This is a genomic window from Wolbachia endosymbiont of Dactylopius coccus (genome assembly GCF_977011065.1).
Map to the genome: position 1 here is coordinate 58,978 of NZ_OZ347065.1, position 17,285 is coordinate 76,262.

At 36.2% G+C, this 17,285-nt stretch carries 19 protein-coding genes and 2 tRNA genes; 9 read left to right on the top strand and 12 right to left on the bottom strand.

Features of this window, described 5'->3' with window-relative positions:
* Positions 1–137: 137 nt before the first annotated feature.
* From ACWHVF_RS00285 to mnmE, 3 genes are all read right to left on the bottom strand, one after another.
* A complete protein-coding gene (locus ACWHVF_RS00285) occupies positions 138–1,154 on the bottom strand; it encodes an NAD(P)/FAD-dependent oxidoreductase (RefSeq protein ID WP_447933034.1) in 1,017 nt (338 codons plus the stop codon).
* Between the two features lie 168 nt (positions 1,155–1,322).
* Positions 1,323–1,410: transfer RNA gene (locus ACWHVF_RS00290), tRNA-Ser, on the bottom strand.
* A 47-nt stretch (positions 1,411–1,457) separates the two neighbouring features.
* On the bottom strand, positions 1,458–2,984 hold the full coding sequence (gene mnmE / locus ACWHVF_RS00295) for a tRNA uridine-5-carboxymethylaminomethyl(34) synthesis GTPase MnmE (RefSeq protein ID WP_447933035.1): 1,527 nt from the start codon (positions 2,982–2,984) through the stop codon (positions 1,458–1,460).
* Positions 2,985–3,204: 220 nt separating this feature from the next.
* Here mnmE and nuoI point away from each other — a divergent pair, with 220 nt between their 5' ends.
* Genes nuoI through infC form a run of 5 tightly spaced genes read left to right on the top strand, consistent with a single transcriptional unit; the run spans position 3,205 to position 6,515 of the window.
* The gene (gene nuoI / locus ACWHVF_RS00300; protein WP_038199316.1) at positions 3,205–3,687 is read left to right on the top strand and encodes an NADH-quinone oxidoreductase subunit NuoI; all 483 of its coding nucleotides are present in this window, start codon (positions 3,205–3,207) and stop codon (positions 3,685–3,687) included.
* Positions 3,687–3,809, top strand: coding sequence for a hypothetical protein (locus tag ACWHVF_RS00305; protein WP_447933036.1), 123 nt, complete (start codon positions 3,687–3,689; stop codon positions 3,807–3,809). Before nuoI ends, ACWHVF_RS00305 begins: the two co-directional genes overlap by 1 nt.
* Positions 3,803–4,090: a hypothetical protein gene (locus tag ACWHVF_RS00310; RefSeq protein ID WP_049973587.1), complete on the top strand. Its 288-nt coding sequence runs from the start codon at positions 3,803–3,805 to the stop codon at positions 4,088–4,090. The genes ACWHVF_RS00305 and ACWHVF_RS00310 overlap by 7 nt, the downstream gene beginning before the upstream one ends.
* Entirely contained in the window at positions 4,083–5,984 is a 1,902-nt protein-coding gene (gene thrS / locus ACWHVF_RS00315; protein ID WP_064125006.1) for a threonine--tRNA ligase, read from the top strand. Before ACWHVF_RS00310 ends, thrS begins: the two co-directional genes overlap by 8 nt.
* 12 nt (positions 5,985–5,996) lie before the next feature.
* Entirely contained in the window at positions 5,997–6,515 is a 519-nt protein-coding gene (gene infC, locus ACWHVF_RS00320; protein ID WP_064125005.1) for a translation initiation factor IF-3, read from the top strand.
* 28 nt (positions 6,516–6,543) lie between these two features.
* Here infC and nuoF read toward each other — a convergent pair whose 3' ends face one another.
* Both nuoF and ACWHVF_RS00330 read right to left on the bottom strand, forming a co-directional pair.
* The gene (gene nuoF, locus ACWHVF_RS00325; protein ID WP_064125007.1) at positions 6,544–7,797 is read right to left on the bottom strand and encodes an NADH-quinone oxidoreductase subunit NuoF; all 1,254 of its coding nucleotides are present in this window, start codon (positions 7,795–7,797) and stop codon (positions 6,544–6,546) included.
* Between the two features lie 152 nt (positions 7,798–7,949).
* On the bottom strand, positions 7,950–8,072 hold the full coding sequence (locus ACWHVF_RS00330) for a hypothetical protein (RefSeq protein ID WP_447933037.1): 123 nt from the start codon (positions 8,070–8,072) through the stop codon (positions 7,950–7,952).
* Positions 8,073–8,092: 20 nt separating this feature from the next.
* Between ACWHVF_RS00330 and ACWHVF_RS00335 the strand changes: the two genes are divergently transcribed.
* Entirely contained in the window at positions 8,093–8,845 is a 753-nt protein-coding gene (locus tag ACWHVF_RS00335) for an IS5 family transposase (protein ID WP_064124816.1), read from the top strand.
* 223 nt (positions 8,846–9,068) lie between these two features.
* Positions 9,069–9,191, top strand: coding sequence for a hypothetical protein (locus tag ACWHVF_RS00340; RefSeq protein WP_447933308.1), 123 nt, complete (start codon positions 9,069–9,071; stop codon positions 9,189–9,191).
* Here ACWHVF_RS00340 and ACWHVF_RS00345 read toward each other — a convergent pair.
* Positions 9,148–10,159, bottom strand: a protein-coding gene (locus ACWHVF_RS00345) for an IS630 family transposase (protein WP_447933038.1) whose coding sequence is annotated in 2 segments (ribosomal slippage) — positions 9,148–9,696 and positions 9,698–10,159 — 1,011 coding nt in all. Because the reading frame shifts where the segments join, the coding sequence is not laid out codon by codon here. The two genes, ACWHVF_RS00340 and ACWHVF_RS00345, sit on opposite strands and share 44 nt — an antisense overlap.
* Before the next feature lie 20 nt (positions 10,160–10,179).
* On the bottom strand, positions 10,180–10,797 hold the full coding sequence (locus ACWHVF_RS00350) for a hypothetical protein (protein ID WP_447933039.1): 618 nt from the start codon (positions 10,795–10,797) through the stop codon (positions 10,180–10,182).
* A gap of 182 nt (positions 10,798–10,979) precedes the next feature.
* Here ACWHVF_RS00350 and ligA point away from each other — a divergent pair, with 182 nt between their 5' ends.
* Together ligA and ACWHVF_RS00360 are read left to right on the top strand one after the other, a co-directional pair.
* A complete protein-coding gene (gene ligA / locus ACWHVF_RS00355) occupies positions 10,980–12,968 on the top strand; it encodes an NAD-dependent DNA ligase LigA (protein WP_064125086.1) in 1,989 nt (662 codons plus the stop codon).
* 364 nt (positions 12,969–13,332) lie between these two features.
* The gene (locus ACWHVF_RS00360; RefSeq protein ID WP_064125085.1) at positions 13,333–13,878 is read left to right on the top strand and encodes a hypothetical protein; all 546 of its coding nucleotides are present in this window, start codon (positions 13,333–13,335) and stop codon (positions 13,876–13,878) included.
* Here ACWHVF_RS00360 and dapA read toward each other — a convergent pair.
* From dapA to ACWHVF_RS00385, 5 genes are all read right to left on the bottom strand, one after another.
* Positions 13,871–14,812 carry a 4-hydroxy-tetrahydrodipicolinate synthase gene (gene dapA / locus ACWHVF_RS00365; protein ID WP_447933040.1) on the bottom strand — a complete coding sequence of 314 codons (942 nt, stop codon included), beginning with the start codon at positions 14,810–14,812 and terminating at the stop codon, positions 13,871–13,873. The genes ACWHVF_RS00360 and dapA overlap by 8 nt on opposite strands.
* Positions 14,813–14,821: 9 nt before the next feature.
* Positions 14,822–15,304 (bottom strand): single-stranded DNA-binding protein, encoded by a 483-nt coding sequence (ssb, locus tag ACWHVF_RS00370; protein WP_064125083.1) that lies wholly within the window; start codon positions 15,302–15,304, stop codon positions 14,822–14,824.
* Positions 15,305–15,371: 67 nt separating this feature from the next.
* Positions 15,372–15,445 (bottom strand) — tRNA-Arg (locus ACWHVF_RS00375).
* Positions 15,446–15,852: 407 nt separating this feature from the next.
* Positions 15,853–16,668, bottom strand: coding sequence for a hypothetical protein (locus ACWHVF_RS00380; RefSeq protein WP_064125082.1), 816 nt, complete (start codon positions 16,666–16,668; stop codon positions 15,853–15,855).
* Between the two features lie 4 nt (positions 16,669–16,672).
* Positions 16,673–17,281 (bottom strand): hypothetical protein, encoded by a 609-nt coding sequence (locus ACWHVF_RS00385; protein ID WP_447933041.1) that lies wholly within the window; start codon positions 17,279–17,281, stop codon positions 16,673–16,675.
* Positions 17,282–17,285 lie beyond the last annotated feature (4 nt).

A 17,285-nucleotide genomic window follows, 5' to 3' on the forward strand; every position in this document is an offset into this window, starting at 1 on the left:
AGACATGAGGTGCACATAGTGCAAAAAATTAAGCATGATTTACGCCAAATACATTAAGTTTTTTTGTCATTAATCCACTGCAGAGATTGCGAAGATAAATAGCTTCACTTTCATGATAAGGGGGCTGGCGGAGTTTGTCAAGAAAGTTTTTCTTTCCCGTGAATGCCCTTTGAAGTTGAATATTGAAAATTGACTGGAGAGTTGTGGATTACTTTGTATATGTCATAACAAGCCATGGCACTCTCGGCAAAACCACTTAGTATTAACTTGAGTTTGCCTGGATAAGTAGCTATATCTCCGATTGCATATATTCTATCTCTACTGGTTCTAAGTGTAGCTGGGTCGACAATTATGCGGCCATGTTCTAACTCTATACCCCAACTGTTTATTGGCCCAAGATTCATTGACAATCCAAAAAATGGCAGCAAAAAATCAGCGGATATTTCTTTTTCTTCCTTAGAGGCAATGTTTTTTACTATCACTGCGCTCAACTGCCCATTACCTCCTGCTAGTTCGTGTAATTGATATGGCACTACCAGTTCTATCTTTCCATTATTTTCAAGTGATTCTAATTTATTTCTAGTTTCAGGAGTGCAGCGAAATTCCTTTCTTCTATGTATCACATAAATTTTCTTTGCAACTTTAGAAAGTTCTACAGTCCAATCAGCCGCAGAATCACCCCCCCCTGCAATGACTATAGTTTTGTCCTGAAAATCAGAAATTTTATTTACACTATAAAATACAGATTTATTTTCATATTCTAATATACCACTTAAGGGTGGACGGTTAGGTTCAAACATTCCGTTACCTGCAGCAACAATAACAGCCTTATATTTTACCTCTGTACCTGTGTTAGTTATGATAGTAAAGCTTTGATCACAGTTATTCGAAATCTTTTCCACTTTTTGACTTAAATGGTAAACAGGCTCAAATGGTGAAGCTTGCTCCATTAATTGCTCAATTAATTTTTGGGCAGTAATTACAGGATAACCAGGTATATCATATATTGGCTTTTCTGGGTAAAGAGCTGTGCATTGTCCTCCTGCTTGATCCAAAACATCTATTATATGACATCTCATATCAAGCATTCCCGCTTGAAAAGCAGTGAATATTCCAATAGGCCCTGCACCTATTATTACTATATCGGTTTTCATATTCAGATGGTAATCTATTTATAGATATTAGCTTTCTTCGCTAATAAGGTCAATTTACAAAGGGATGTATTTTTAAAAGATGTGGCTAGATTAGACAAGATTTCCAGCGTTATGAACCACATAGTCCAAATAAGCTCTAAAAATCAGCTAACATCGCGGGATGCTGTGCGGACGGAATGGGATTCGAACCCATGGTACGCTCATCACGTACGTCAGTTTTCAAGACTGGTGCCTTAAACCGCTCGGCCATCCGTCCATTTCTTTTCTATCACAACATTTGATTTTAAGCAATCTATAAAAGCTTTACTTGCCCACGCAAAAGTTGCTAAACACACTACTCAATATTTCCTCAACATCAATAATTCCAATCACCGCACCAAGTTCAAATGCAGCAAGCCTCAAATCTTCAGATATCAACTCAATTGGATTATCGATATTAAAACGTTGTAAATGTTCCAGTGCTTTCTTCATGTGATTCCTATGTCTTTGCCGAGTAATCACAGGAGTGTCTCTATCATGCCCAAATTTTTCCTCTGCCTTCTCTTTTATGAGGGAGATCAACTTGTTTGTACCTATTCCCTTTAAAATAGAAATGGGTAAAAGATCTATGCCATTAATTTTTATATTGTGATCATTGATAACATCGTCAGCTTTGCTCAGAACATGAATGGTGTCATTTTGGTCTGATGTCATGCAAGTAGCTGACACTGGAATCCAGCTATGAACATTGTTTTCAGCACATGTTTCTAGAATCCATTGTCTATTGCATAATTTGCAAGTATTTTTATATCTGGATCCCAGTGTCACGCACTGGGATGACACCGTTTGTTGATTACAATATTTGCATAGTTGTGTGTCAACGACAGATGGTATATTGCCTGCGGCTTGATAGTTGACATCGTGTCGTTGTTCAAAAGGAAATAGTTCTATTCTTAAATCAGCTTCAAAAGACCTCTTTTTTGCTCGACTTATGCCTTCTGATTCTATCGGGTCTGAACTCTCACGAATTCCAGCAGTATCAGAGAGAATGATTGGGTATCCGCCAATGTCAATATGAGCTTCAAGCACGTCTCTTGTTGTGCCTGCATATTCAGAAACAATAGCAATATCACGCTTGGCTAAGAAATTAAACAGAGTTGATTTACCGACATTTGGTTCACCAGTTATTACAATATGTAAACCCTCACGCAACCTTTCGCCCCGTCTATTATCATTTAAATGCTCTTGTATCAACTGCACGAGAGATTGCACTTCATTATTAATTTTTTCCAATTCACTTTTTTCTGCCAAAATGTCCTCTGGAAAGTCTATATATGCTTCGATTTTGGATTGTATCGTTATTAATCTTTGCCTCCAACTGCTGTATAGTCTCTCCAATTCTCCTGATATCTGCTTAATCGCTTGTTTAGCTTGCATTTTCGTCTCAGCATCAATTAAGTCTGCAATCCCTTCTATTTGCGTTAAGTCAAATTTACCATTTAGAAAAGCCCTAAGTGAGAATTCTCCAGGCTTGGCCATAACGAAAACTTTTGATAATTCCTCCAAGATGATTTTTATAACTGCCTTGCTTCCATGCACTTGTAACTCTATAACGTCCTCGCCAGTGAAACTGTTTGGAGCAGGGAAATAGATGATTATTCCATTATCTATCAATTGACTGGAATCATCATATAGATCAACTAAAGTAGCAAATCTTGGTTTAATTTCTTTCTTAATATGAAAATGATTTAAAGCTTTAAGTGCGTAATTGCCTGAAATTCTGATTACTGCAACTCCTGACTTACCAAATACGGTCGACAAAGCGAAAATAGTTTCATTTGTGTTTGTCATTATTTATATAAACTACTTAGCAATGTTATACTTAAGGAACCAAAATACCTAATTTGAAAACATCTAAATTTTATTTATCTTGTCAATTTATAGTAATATAACACTATCATATTAATGAATATATTATATAAAAAAACTGTAAAGATCATCCAGGTGAAAATATTTATTTTGAAAACTGATAATATGATTTATAATGACTGACACAAGTTTTAAATATTTTATGCTCAAGAAATTAGCTTGGTACTGGTCTTTTGTAGAGTTAATTAAAGGGTTTGTTATTACATTAAAATATATGTTTAAGCCAAAGGTTACTTTGAGGTATCCTATGGAGAAGGGCCCTTTAAGTCCAAGGTTTCGTGGTGAGCATGCGTTGCGTAGGTATCCAAACGGTGAAGAACGATGCATAGCTTGTAAATTATGTGAAGTTATCTGCCCTGCTCAAGCAATAGTTATTGAAGCAGAGGAAAGAGAAGACGGTAGTCGTCGCACCACGCGCTATGATATTGATATGACAAAATGCATATACTGCGGACTTTGCCAAGAGGCATGTCCAGTTGATGCAATTGTGGAGGGTCCTAACTTTGAATTTGCTACTGAAACAAGGGAGGAGCTAATGTACAATAAAGAAAAGTTATTGCGTAATGGTGAAGTTTGGGAAGACGCAATTGCACTCAGGTTAAAAAAGAATAGGCCTTATTATTAATGTTCGGAGCTTATAACCCTGTTATCCATTATGATTTAGGGGCAGTGCCCACTAGGGGTGGTGTCATCCCAGTAGCTGATACACAACTGTACGAACATTTGTTTGCGAGGGCAGTATGTTAAATGTTATAGCCTGTTTTGCCTCAAACACAAAGGTGTCATCCCAGTGCTTGACACTGGGATCCAGTAAAATTGATTGTGAACAAGCACACTATACAACATTTTCAATGAAATTACAAAAAAGCTGGATTCCAGTGTCAAGCACTGGAATGACACCATTTGCTGTGCAATTTACCTTCGAAAATGAATGTTCGTATGGCTATGTGCGTGACACTGGGATGACACCGTTGGAAGAAGCAAACCGCCTTCAAGCTACATGTCCGTATAGGTTTATTTATGGTTAGGATTACTTTTTCAACCGAACAAAAAGTAAAAGAATACAGTGGTAGAGTCACTGGCTTTGATATATTACAACCGTATGCTTTGAAAGAAGTAGTTGCATTGAAAGTAAATGGTGAGCTATATGACCTCTCACGTGAAATTGAAGCTGATGCAGAGATAAAAGTGATAAAACTTAGTGACGAAGCGGGTTTGGATATAATAAGGCATGATGCTGCTCATATAATGGCACAGGCAGTGAAAGAGCTATTTCCTAATACTCAGATTACTATCGGCCCAACAATTCAGGACGGTTTTTACTATGACTTTGCTACAAGTCGTGCCTTTACTACGGACGATCTTACCGCAATAGAAAAGAAAATGAAAGAGATTGTAAAAAGTAACCACAGATTTGTTCGAGAAGTTTGGACTCGCAAGCAGGCAATTGATCTCTTTAGTGGTATAGGCGAAAAATATAAGGTTGATATTATCTCATCCATACCAGAGGGTGAAAACCTAACTGTTTATAGGCAAGGTGATTTTATTGACCTATGCCGTGGTCCGCACTCACCATCAACCGGCAGAGTTAAAGCGTTTAAACTTATGAAAGTAGCGGGTGCATACTGGCGAGGTGATGCAAAGGGCCCAATGTTGCAGCGAATATATGGCACAGCATGGAGAAATAAGGATGAATTAAACGCTTATCTTGAGTGTCTCAAAGAAGCAGAGAAACGTGATCACCGCAAAATTGCCAAGGATATGGATTTATTTCACATCCAAGAGGAAGCTGTCGGGCAGGTTTTTTGGCATGAACAAGGATATATTTTATATAATGTTCTTGAGTCTTACATCAGAAAGAAGCTAATAAATAATGGCTATTTTGAGGTAAAAACCCCTATTTTAGTAAGCAAGGAACTGTGGGAAAAGTCGGGACATTGGGATAAATTTCGTGAAAATATGTTTATTGTTGATGAATCTGAAAGCAAAAAGCTAGCAATAAAACCTATGAATTGCCCTTGTCATGTGCAGATTTTTAATTCTCACACCAGGAGCTACCGTGATTTACCAATACGTATGGCAGAGTTTGGCACATGCCATAGAAATGAAAGCTCAGGCTCATTGCACGGACTGATGCGAGTGCGTGGTTTTACGCAAGACGATGCACACATTTTTTGTATGGAAGAACAAGTGAATTCTGAGACTATAAAGTTTTGTGACCTTTTAAAAGAAGTATATTCAGAGCTTGGGTTTAATGAAATTTCTGTGAAATTTTCAGACCGTCCAGATATTAGAGCAGGTAATGATGAAGTGTGGGATAGAGCTGAAAAAGCGCTGCTTGAAGCCATTAAAGAAGCGGGCTTGAGTTATAAACTTAATCCTGGTGAAGGTGCATTTTATGGTCCAAAGCTAGAGTTTGTTTTAAAAGATGCAATAGGCAGAAGCTGGCAATGTGGAACATTACAAGTTGATTTCATTTTACCAGAACGTCTGGGAGCTTTTTATATAGGGGCAGATGGGCACAAGTATCACCCTGTCATGTTACATAGGGCAATTCTTGGGACTTTTGAGCGTTTTATCGGAATTTTGATAGAAAATTACGCAGGAAAATTTCCAGTTTGGCTTGCTCCAACGCAACTTGCTATTCTAACCATTACAAATGAGGCTGACGGTTACGCCACAGAAATCAGCAATGTCTTAAAAGAACAAGGTGTGAGAGTCAAGACTGATTTGACCAATGAAAAAATTAGTTATAAGATACGTTTGCATAGTTCAAACAAGGTTCCTATATTGTGGATTGTAGGCAAAAATGAAGTTACAAGTAAAACTGTGTCAGTGAGAAATTTAGGATCGGAAAGACAGGAGTCTTTTTCTTTGGAGAAGGCTATTGAATTGTTGTTAAAAAGTATTAATTTGAATTAAGGGAGTTAAAGTTTGCAAGTTAAAAAGAACAATAAAAACAGAATTAATGGATTCATCACAGCTAAGGAGGTACGCTTAGTTGATCATAGTGGTGAAATGGTCGGAATCGTGCCAGTAGAACGAGCTTTGGAATTTGCACAGAGTGTTGGTTTAGACTTGGTGGAAATTGTACCTGATTCAACCCCTCCAGTATGTAAAATTCTGGATTATAGCAAACAAAAGTATGACATAAAAAAGAAAGCAAGTGAAGCAAAAAAGAAACAAAAAACATTAACTATAAAAGAAATTAAACTGGGTCCCAATATTGGTGATCACGATTACGGAACAAAATTGCGTCAAGCAAGAGACTTACTTGCCCACGGACATAAAATTAAAGTCACAATGAGATTTAGAGGGAGAGAGCTTATAAATACTGATGTTGGACTGGAAAAATTAGAACGGCTAATTCGAGACACTGAAGATATTGCAAAGGTAGAATTGGCACCTAAAAAAGAAGGGAATCAATATTTTTTAGCTCTGGTTGCTAAGTAGCAAAACGGCTTAAGAAGTATAAGTAGAGTTAAATTATCGCTCTTTCTCTGATAACATGGCGAAAATGTCTTATTAATCCTTGAATTGGCCAAGCTGCAGCATCGCCAAGCGCGCAAATTGTATGTCCTTCTATTTGAGTCGTAAGATCAAGCAGTTTATCTATTTCATCAGGCTTAATATCTCCTGCCACCATCCTCTTCATAATTCTCCACATCCATCCAGTACCTTCACGGCATGGTGTGCATTGTCCACAGGACTCATGCATATAAAAGTGTGATAACCTCTCTATTGCAGCTATTATATCAGTTGATTTATCCATCACTATTACAGCAGCAGTACCAAGCCCTGATTGTGCGGTTCTTAATGAATCAAAATCCATTTCAATAGTATCACATATAGATTTTGGAATTAATGGCACTGAAGACCCACCAGGTATTACAGCAAGTAAATTATCCCAACCTCCTCGCACTCCACCTGCGTATTTTTCAATTAATTCACGTAGTGGAATTCCGAGCTCTTCTTCAACATTACACAGGTTGTTTACATGTCCTGAAATACAAAAAATCTTAGTACCAGTATTATTTGGTTTACCAAGAGATGCAAACCATTCTCCTCCGCGATTTAGAATATCTGGAACCATGGCTATAGTTTCAACGTTGTTTATTGTGGTTGGACAGCCAAAAACTCCAACACCTGCGGGAAATGGAGGTTTCATGCGAGGAAAGCCCTTTTTTCCTTCAATTGATTCGAGTTGAGCTGTTTCTTCCCCACATATGTAAGCTCCTGCACCCCTATGGATAAACACATCAAGATCATAACCTGATTTGCAGGCATTTTTTCCAATTAAGTTTTCTTTATAGGCTTCCTCAAGTGCTTTTTTTAGAACTAAATATTCATTATAAAATTCACCCCTGATATAAATATACGCAACTGATGCGCTGATCGCTTTGCCGGCTAGGAGAATTCCCTCAAGTAACTTATGTGGCTCATATCGCAATATATCTCTATCTTTACATGTACCAGGTTCTGACTCATCTGCATTGACTACTAAATATGCTTTTGGGAGATTTTTGGGCATAAAGCTCCACTTAAGGCCGGTGGAAAATCCTGCACCCCCTCGACCTCTCAAACCAGATTTCTTTACTTCATCAATGATCTTTTCTGATCCTAAATCTAGTAACTCCTTTGTTTTTTGCCAGCTACCACGTTTTTTTGCACCCTTAAGTAGTGGAGTTTCTTTACCATTTAGGTTGGTGAATATTTTGTCTTGTTCTTTTAGCATGTTTTTCAAAATTTGTGAGTGAAGGAGTAACACTAAAAAAGAACTCCTCTCACGCTTGCTTGTCAATTTGACAAAATTAGCGATATAGAATGCATTTTATTAATCTTCACTCACGTAAGGATACACACCCAGTTGAGAACTTACAAGAAAAATTAAAGCAAATTTGTAGAATAAAATAGAATTGAGTCAATAAAAGATTTTTTGTTGTTACTAGGCTCTGTGGACAAAAAATATGAAGAGGGAGAAAAAAAGTGGTAGTTTAACCAAATGAACATAAAAATGGAGAAACTACCGAATGGAATATTATATAAAAGAAAGAAATTGGAAACAAATTTTAGAATTCATAAAAGGCATAAAAGGAATGCATAGTAAAGACGAAAAACGTTTAAGAATATTCATAGAAGCAGTGTGGTATATGGCGCGAAGTGGTTGCCAATGGCGACTTTTGCCGAAAATCTATGGCAATTACAGAAGTATACACAAACGATTTAAGAGATGGTGCGAAAGGGGTATTTGGAAAAATTTATTGGAGTACACAAAACAAGAGCCAGATTTAGAAGCCGTCATAATCGACGGTACGATCATTAGAGCCCATCCATGTTCGGCTGGATATACAAAAGATTCGAAGGATCAAGAGGCTTTAGGGCGAAGTAAAGGTGGCTTTACGACTAAAATTCATGCACTTGTTGATGCATTGGGAAATCCTTTAAAATTTATACTTACTCCTGGCCAGAGGAATGAAATTACACAAGCTGAAGTATTAACAAAAAATGTCTATAACTCCATTGTAGTAGCTGATAAGGGTTATGACAGCAATGCTTTTGTGGTCAGCCTTGAAAACAGGAAATGTGAAATCGTAATTCCATCAAAAAGGAATCGAAAAGTGCAAAGATACTATGATGAGCATATTTATAAAGAACGTCATTTGATTGAGTGCTTTTTCGGTAAAATTAAAAATTTTAGGCGCATTTTTTCCAGATTTGACAAGACCGCAGAGGTTTACATGGGATTTCTAAATTTTGTTGGAGCTCTCATATGGCTTCTCTAAAATTTTGTCCACAGAGCCTAGTACAAAGACTCCTGTTGTGATTAAAAATACACTAAATCTTGGTTTGCACATGTTTCATTTTCTGCCATAAGAGACAATAATTTTGCGCTCTCGAGGAGACTATTTGCACCAACTTCTAATACCAATTCCCATTACACGGCAAACAGATGGACAACAATGGAAGAAAAGCCATAATGAAGTAAGTAAAATAGTTGAGGTATAAATGGCATTAAGATCAAAATTATTGGATGAAAAAGTAGTAGAATCAGCAAAAGAAATGCTGAAGAAAGTAATACCAATTCTCATTGTTGGTCATTCAAATAGGATACATAGCAGAGTTGTTTAATTGTGGAGTAGGTAAGAGAAGTAATAAATTTACACAAAGCACTCTCAAGCAAAGCAATAGTATCGTATATTTTATTGCGCAAAATGTTCTGTTTTACATACAACCAAAGCCTCTCAACTGGATTGAGTTCAGGTGAGTATGGTGGTAGGTATATAATCTCAATATTTTTAGGTACCTTTAAACTTTTCGACTTATGCCAACTAGCACAATCCATAACAAGAAAGGCTTCTCGTGGTCCCAAATATTGAGACATTTGCTCAAGAAATATATTCATACAATCAGTGTTGACATTCGGTGCAAACAAGCTAGAATTCTCCCCATTTCTAGGATTAACTGCACTGTAGAGATAAAAATTTTCCCTACCTAATTTTACCTTAACTTTTGTTCTGACGCCTTTTTTAAACCATCCATGCCCGGTCTTTGAATGTGTGCCAAACCGCGATTCATCGAAGAAAAACAGCTCTTTTTCAGGATACTTGCCAATAACTTCGTTGAGATTTTTTTTTGAATTCCTCTTGTTTTCTTTTATCTTGTACATTGTGTACTGGTCTTGGTGTAATATAAGAGAATTTCATCTTTTGCATATAGCGGTGTACTGTAGATTTGCTAATATTTAAGCCGAACTTTTCCTGGATTCTTATTCTCATTTCTTTAATGGTAATATTAGGATTTTCTCCTACCCATGCTTCAACTTGCTGTAGTTGAGCCTGATTTAATTTAGTTTTTCTACGCCGTTGTGGAGGAGCAAACAATTTTTCTTCTCTGCCTAATTTCAAGAGTTTTATCCACGAAGTTAGTGCGCTTCTTGAAATGCAATATATTTTTGCTACAGCCGTTATACTATGCTTTTTTGCTGCAATTACAGCATTTAGTTTTTTTGCAACATATGCATTGTTCCTTACTTTCTTCAGCATTTTTTTTGCTGATTTTACTACTTCTTCATCCAATAATTTTGATCTTAGTGCCATTTATACCTCGACTATTTCACTTATTTCATTATGGCTTGTCTTCTATTATTGTCTATCTGTTTGCCGTGTAATGGGAATTGGTATAAGATATGAGATTTTGCTTCTGTAAGTTCGCATTCAATCTTATCTATTTTCCCATCCAAATTTTTATGTGCATCTTTGATTAACTCATTCATTTCACTTTTTAAAAGTTTTCTTGCTTCTTTACTCTGTTCAGTAAGAAGATCATCTATTTTGCTTGTAATTTCAGGCTTTATAAGACTTTCGATTTTTTCTTCACTGTATTTTTTGATTGCTTCTTCTATCTGAGTCTTTATTTCTGGCTTCAGCAGATCTGCAACTTCTGGTCCTACATTTTTTACTGCTTTTTCAGCTGCATTTTTAGCTGCTTTTGTAGCATTTTCATTAACAGACTTCAATATATTTTTTTCTATTTCCTGAGCTTTTTCGTTTACTTCAGCTTTAGCTGCTTTTCTAGCTTCTGCTTTTAAGTCGTCACCCATTTCAGTTATTACTTGATTCGCAGCTTCTTTTGCTGTTTTGCTTATACCCAGAATTTTATCGAATATTCCTGCACGATGCACTTGAGAGCTGAAGTTTGATTCGTTAGCCAAATTTTTGTAATTGTATTTTACCATAATATACTCCTTAATTTAAAAATAATGCTAATATTAGCATGTAAATATAAATGTTATATTAATATTAGTATAGTTGCTTTTCAGAGCAGTAGTATATATGGCAAATTGAAATCATTTATGGTGCCTTTTGAAAAAAATTCACAGCTTGACGACAAAGGCTAATGTAGCATTATATTGGTATCATGACTAACTTAGAAAAGATGAGAGAAAAACTACAAGATCAAATAAATTATCATAATGTTTTGTATCACCAAAAAAATAAGCCAGAAATAAGTGATGCTGAATATGATGAACTGAAGAAAAAGTTAGCTGAAATAGAGCCAGAAATTTATGCAACACAAGATAGTGTTGGTGCTCCACCTGATGAGAGGTTTTCTAAGGTGGAACATCAAGAACCTATGCTTTCCCTTGAGAATGCTTATGATGAACAAGGTGTAGAGAAATTTTTGTCTAAAATAAAGAGGTTTTTAATTGAGGACAAAATAGAGATATTATGTGAACCAAAAATTGATGGGTTGTCGTTTTCTGCAATTTATGAGGATGGAAGATTTGTTAAAGCTGCAACTCGAGGTGATGGTTTTGTAGGGGAAGATGTCACTCACAATGTTGCAACAATAAAAGGCTTTCCTAAGTTTTTGCAAGGTGTGCAAGGAAGACTAGAAGTAAGAGGTGAAATATACATCAGTAACAGCGACTTTTTGAAGTTAAATGAAAACGATGAATTTGCCAATCCTCGAAATGCAGCTGCTGGTTCTCTAAAGCAATTGGATGCAAACATTACAGCAAGTAGACCACTTAGATATTTTGCTTATTCTTTGATTGGTGGAGCAGAGAAAAGTCAAAGTGAAATACTAAGTAAGCTTGAGGCACTTGGTTTTTGCGTAAATGAGCATCAGTCCTTAACGAGTAGTTTGGATGGAATGCTGAAGTTCTATAACGAGGTCTATAATTGTCGCTATAACTTGGATTATGATATTGATGGAATAGTCTATAAAGTAAATGATTTGGTACTACAAAATCGTCTAGGGAATACTCACAAAGCACCGCGCTCAGCACTTGCATACAAGTTTTCTGCGGTTTATGCAAAAACAAAGTTAAACAAGATATTTATACAGGTGGGCAGAACAGGGGTTTTAACTCCAGTTGCAGATTTAGTGCCAGTCAATGTTGGTGGGGTGCTAGTTAGTAGAGCAAGTCTGCATAACCAAGATGAGATAAAACGTAAAGACATAAGAGAGGGAGATATTGTAACAATTAAAAGGGCAGGTGATGTAATTCCCCAGATCGTTGAAGTAAGCAGAGATTCTCGTCTTCCAAATACACCTGAATTTGTGTTTCCTGAAGTATGCCCTGAATGTGGTAGTAAAGTACGTCAGGTTGAGGGAGAGGCAGCAGTAAGATGTCCTGAGGAATTTGCCTGTAAAGCTCAAATGATAGAAAAACTAAAGCATTTTGTATCGAAAGATGCATTTGACATTGTTGGCCTTGGTGATAAGCAGATAGAGTTTTTTTACGACCTTGGTCTGATAAAACAAATCCATGATATTTTTACTTTAGAAGAAAAATTGGATGAATTTAATCTGGAAGGACAGTCTGGCTGGGGCAAGAAATCTATAGCTAATTTGTTAAATTCTATACAAAGCAGAAGGGTAATAACTCTAGATAGGTTTATATTTTCTTTAGGTATTAGATTTATTGGCCAAGTTGCAGCAGAATTGCTTGCAGATTATTATGTTTCTTATGATAATTGGTATAATTCGATGATTGAACTGTCATCAGATAATACTGAGCTAGTCGGTATAGACGGCATAGGAAAAAAAGGGGCTGAATCTTTGGAATCATTTTTTTCTAAGGAACATAACATCAAAATGTTAAATGATCTTACTGCTTGTCTTCAAATTCTTCCTGTGAGCTCCAACTCTAGTGACTCTGTTTTAAATAATAAAATTATAGTGTTTACTGGTAAGCTACTTGCTATGAGTAGAGGAGAGGCAAAAGTAAGAGCCAAAACTCTAGGAGCAAAGGTCAGCTCACATCTTTCTGCTAAAACTGACTACCTAATTGCAGGAGAAAAACCAGGATCCAAATATAAAAAGGCAGTGGAATTAGGTGTAGAAATTTTAGATGAAGACCAGTGGCATAAAGTGATAAGTTCGGGAGTGTTCAAATGACACTTGGATTGTATATTAAATCAAAGTTGCAAGACTATAATGAGCAAGCTGTTAATTGGATTACCACAAAAAAACTCCTTTCTCTCCATTTTTTCTGGGTAAGGTCATGGTGCTGGTACAGGTCCTATAGCTGACCCAAGCAACACGTCATACCGCCGCAGTATCTCGGCATAGATTCCGCTAACTAGTAGCGGAATGACGAATTTGTCGTTTTTCAAATTGTAGGTAAACCTAATCCACTTTAGCTATAGATCTGACATGTCTTATAGCTTAAGATATTAGGATTGTATAGACTGAAGTGCGCTCAAAGTCAATTAAAAACCCTCAGTTATGTAATTGACTTTGGTTGCAAAATTATGCAATAATGAAAGAATTAATAAAGGGGACATTTATGCCTGATCAAAAAAAGTTTGCATCATATGCAGCAGTAACCATAGGGTCTTTGGGACTCATAGCTAGTACCATAGCTCTTAAATATTGTCCTAGTTTACCGCCTTTGATCGCAGGGGGGATGATTGGCTCTATGCTCCCGCTAGCTGTGTGTACGCTTGTTGGCATTTTATTACTTATAGATAGAACCTTTTTCGATAAAATATATTGTAATATATATGACCAAAAAAAGATAAATGAAAAAGCTGAATTGTTTGATAAATTAAGTAAGTGTATTTTACCTCTTATAGCAGGTGCTGTTGTTTCTTTTGGAGTTGGAGCAGGTTTAGCTGCCCTTGGCCTTGAATCGCCCCTAGCTATAGCCGTCTTAGCTGCAGTAGCATGCAAAGTTATTATGTCACTTTTTAGTGCAATAACTGAACGCTTTTCTTCTCCACCAACACCACCAGGTAGCTCGGTTGACAGCGATGTGAAAGTTGATAATACTTCTCCTAACCCTAGTTATGTTCTTCCTAACTAATTCTTTCCATCCAAGCATTCACTTGCCTTAATGTTTCAACAGATGGCAAGTCTTCTGTGCTGAGTGGTAGGCGGACAGTTTGATGTTCTATAAGACCAATATCATGCAAAAGTGCTTTAGTAGGTATTGGGTTGCTGGCAGTAAATAGAGCTTTGCAAGCTTGTTGCCAGATATCTGTTGAACTTTTCATGTCATTTCCTGTCATTTGAACAGGTTTCCTTCTGGATTCCAGCGTCACGCGCTGGAATGACAGTGAAGAGAGTTCGTCGTTCAGACATTGCTTAACGTATTCATGCGCTATGCGTGGCCAAACATTGGCAGCAACGGAAACCAGACCAGCTACGCCACGAGCAGCCATATCGGATATCATATTATCATCTCCGCAAAAGACCTTAATATTTGGTGCAACTTTCTTATACTGAGTTAAAGTATCAACAGTGCCACTTGAATCTTTGATAGCCCAAAATTTTTCGTGACTGGATAAGTTGCGTACAGTTTCGGCGTAAAGACTGACTCCTGCTCTCGATGGAATGTTATAAAGCATAGCTGGCACATGTGCTTTTTCAAGTAGCTTTTCAAACCATAAAGTCTGCCCCATGATACCAGGCTTTGCATAAATGGGAGTTGTCATTAGATAGCCATGAATAGGCATATCCTTGCAAAAATCAAGCCATTCAAGAGTTTGATATAGATTCACCCCTGGTACGCCAATTATAATTTTCGTATTTAATTTTAGCTTACATACAAATTCAACTAATGTACGTTTTTCAGAATCAGTAAGCGATAGGCTTTCACCTGTGCTACCTAGCAACACTACACCATTTTTAGCTTCAGCTTGCATTGTCAGTAAACGCTGCAAACTGCTATAATCTATGCTATCCCCATTGCAATTAAAAGGAGTAACACAAGCAGTCCATAAAAATGTAGATTTCAATTTAAATTGTTAAAATGGTATTTCATCGTCGAGTAGTTCATCTTTTATATCGTTGTCAAAACTTTCGTGTTTATCTTTTTGTTCTGTTTCACCTTGTTTGTATTCACTTGGCTTGTAATCAGGATTTGGCGCACTATTTCGTGAATCCAAGAGAGTAAGAGCGCTATTAAAATTATATAGAACCACCTCTGTTGTGTATCTTTCACTACCGTTTTGGTCAGTCCATTTTCTAGTTCTCAAAGAACCTTCAACATAAACTTTACTGCCTTTGCGTGCAAAATCTTTGACGATTTTTACTAATCCTTCACTAAAAATTACAATATTATGCCATTCTGTCTTTTCAGAGCGCATACCGGAAAGTTTGTCAGTCCAACTTTCAGATGTGGCTATTGAAAAACTTGCCATTTCTTTTCCATTTTGTGTAGTCCTAATTTCAGGATCTTTTCCTAAATTACCAACTAGTATGACTTTGTTTATGGTACCACCAGACATAATTATGTTCTAAATAAATCCCTTTATTATCTTATATGAAAGTACTATTGTCAAATTTTATTAAAAGTGCGCTTGGAGGGATTCGAACCCACGGCCTTTGCCTCCGGAGGGCAACGCTCTATCCAACTGAGCTACAAGCGCATGTATAGCTACCCACCTGCGGTATCTCTAGATCCCGCTAACACGTAGCGGACCGTCATACCGCGATTCATTCCACAACTGTACGAACATTCGTTTGTGAAAGCAGTGTGTTAAATGTTATAGCAGGTTTTGCCTCAAACACAAAGATGTCATCCCAGTGCTTGACACTGGGATCCAGAAAAATTGATTGTAAACAAACGACTATACAACATTTTCAATAAAATTACAAAAAAGCTGGATTCCAGTGTCAAGCACTGGAATGACATCATTTATTATGCAACATCGTGTCACATTGCAACGTTCGTACAGTTGTGGATTCATTCACGGTATCTCATCAGCTAACAAGCAGCGGGATGACGGTTTTTCAAATTGTCGGTAAACCTAAGTCACTTTGGCTATGTACTAAATTATTTAATAGATAAGCTATCCAAGTCAAATTTTTGTTTTGGATAAAGCGTAAACATAACACTCTCCTGTCCAAGATATACATTTTGAGAATCATTCGCATGCTTTTTTATTGCTTTTTGATCTACGGCCCATACAAAAGTCACACAATTTTCAGTGACTGAGTGCACCTTTAAGTCCTTAGTATTTATAAACAGCTTTCCATTTACCCATATTTTCCATGTATCGGGAGAAAGATATAAAATTGAGTCTAAACTCACTACCTTACAGTTGAAATTATCTGACACCTCCTCTTTTGCAGCTCTTGAAGACCGTAAATTGAACTTTTCCATTTCATTGACTATTCTATTAACTGGCTCTTCATCAAAAAAAATGCTTTTTACGTTACTATATTGTGACAAAACGTCAAAGTCACTTTCCACTGCTTCTCTTATTATATCGTCCCGATCTGTATAGCTTAGTTTTTGATTGTTAATAAAGAAACACTCTTTTGCACGCAGATTTGCTATATCAATAAAATCATCGATTTCTTGATTGCCAACTTTAAGAATACTTTCAAAATATCTTTTTTCTATCATCATTCCATACTGAGAATGATGACAAACCATTTCATCATCACCTTGTTTTTCTATATATACGCATAAATTTCCACTATTTAATCCTAATATTTTATGCTCAATAAAATCTTCATTGCCAATATATTGTCGGCAAGAATACTCCTTACAAATTTCTATGCTTTCTATGATATCTTCACAACTGCAATATGCATTAACATTGGAAATGAGTAGCGTAAAAATAAAAAACAGCTTTATGTTCATCACCTTATCTACTTAATATAGTATACCAATCAAAGACTATATTAACTCTCACTATCTCTATCATATTACCATTCAAAATTTGATTCATAGTTGCATCATCAATATTTCTCTGCTTGTTTAAAATAAGAGATTTGATCATAACATAACCGGGCAGATTTGGAATAGACTGTAGAAATAAAAAAATATGCTTATCGCTGATTGAACTTAAATTTAGGACCACTTCACTTTTTATTACTTTTGTGCGTTCACTTTTGTTGTAGAGCTCAACTTCTTCGGGTATAGAAATTGATATTTCAGGTTCTAATATATAGTACTTTTTATATAACCTGCTAAGCTCGAAATTTAAATTTGCAATGTATCTGCTACTGTGTAAATTTGAAGAGGAAATTTTTCTCCATAAATCTAGGTTTTTATTTAGAACAACTTCCTTTTTTTGAATTCCAGTAATCTGTAAATTAATAGAACGTATTTTATCAATCGCAATTTGGTTTTTATTATAAATCTTTTCGTTATAGATAACAACATATGTTAATAACCCTATTAATCCAACAGATAATAACAAATACGATATAAACTGAATTGTAGCTTTTCTTTTTAATTGAGAGATAGTCATTAAT

What these genes read in the sequence shown, in the direction of transcription:
- ACWHVF_RS00285 (WP_447933034.1), bottom strand. Translation starts at nt 1,154, where the DNA reads ATGAAAACCGATATAGTAATAATAGGTGCAGGGCCTATTGGAATATTC.
- mnmE (WP_447933035.1), bottom strand. Translation starts at nt 2,984, where the DNA reads ATGACAAACACAAATGAAACTATTTTCGCTTTGTCGACCGTATTTGGT.
- nuoI (WP_038199316.1), top strand. Translation starts at nt 3,205, where the DNA reads ATGCTCAAGAAATTAGCTTGGTACTGGTCTTTTGTAGAGTTAATTAAA.
- ACWHVF_RS00305 (WP_447933036.1), top strand. Translation starts at nt 3,687, where the DNA reads ATGTTCGGAGCTTATAACCCTGTTATCCATTATGATTTAGGGGCAGTG.
- ACWHVF_RS00310 (WP_049973587.1), top strand. Translation starts at nt 3,803, where the DNA reads ATGTTAAATGTTATAGCCTGTTTTGCCTCAAACACAAAGGTGTCATCC.
- thrS (WP_064125006.1), top strand. Translation starts at nt 4,083, where the DNA reads ATGGTTAGGATTACTTTTTCAACCGAACAAAAAGTAAAAGAATACAGT.
- nuoF (WP_064125007.1), bottom strand. Translation starts at nt 7,797, where the DNA reads ATGCTAAAAGAACAAGACAAAATATTCACCAACCTAAATGGTAAAGAA.
- ACWHVF_RS00330 (WP_447933037.1), bottom strand. Translation starts at nt 8,072, where the DNA reads ATGTTCATTTGGTTAAACTACCACTTTTTTTCTCCCTCTTCATATTTT.
- ACWHVF_RS00335 (WP_064124816.1), top strand. Translation starts at nt 8,093, where the DNA reads ATGGAATATTATATAAAAGAAAGAAATTGGAAACAAATTTTAGAATTC.
- ACWHVF_RS00340 (WP_447933308.1), top strand. Translation starts at nt 9,069, where the DNA reads ATGGCATTAAGATCAAAATTATTGGATGAAAAAGTAGTAGAATCAGCA.
- ACWHVF_RS00350 (WP_447933039.1), bottom strand. Translation starts at nt 10,797, where the DNA reads ATGGTAAAATACAATTACAAAAATTTGGCTAACGAATCAAACTTCAGC.
- ligA (WP_064125086.1), top strand. Translation starts at nt 10,980, where the DNA reads ATGACTAACTTAGAAAAGATGAGAGAAAAACTACAAGATCAAATAAAT.
- ACWHVF_RS00360 (WP_064125085.1), top strand. Translation starts at nt 13,333, where the DNA reads ATGAAAGAATTAATAAAGGGGACATTTATGCCTGATCAAAAAAAGTTT.
- ssb (WP_064125083.1), bottom strand. Translation starts at nt 15,304, where the DNA reads ATGTCTGGTGGTACCATAAACAAAGTCATACTAGTTGGTAATTTAGGA.
- ACWHVF_RS00380 (WP_064125082.1), bottom strand. Translation starts at nt 16,668, where the DNA reads ATGAACATAAAGCTGTTTTTTATTTTTACGCTACTCATTTCCAATGTT.
- ACWHVF_RS00385 (WP_447933041.1), bottom strand. Translation starts at nt 17,281, where the DNA reads ATGACTATCTCTCAATTAAAAAGAAAAGCTACAATTCAGTTTATATCG.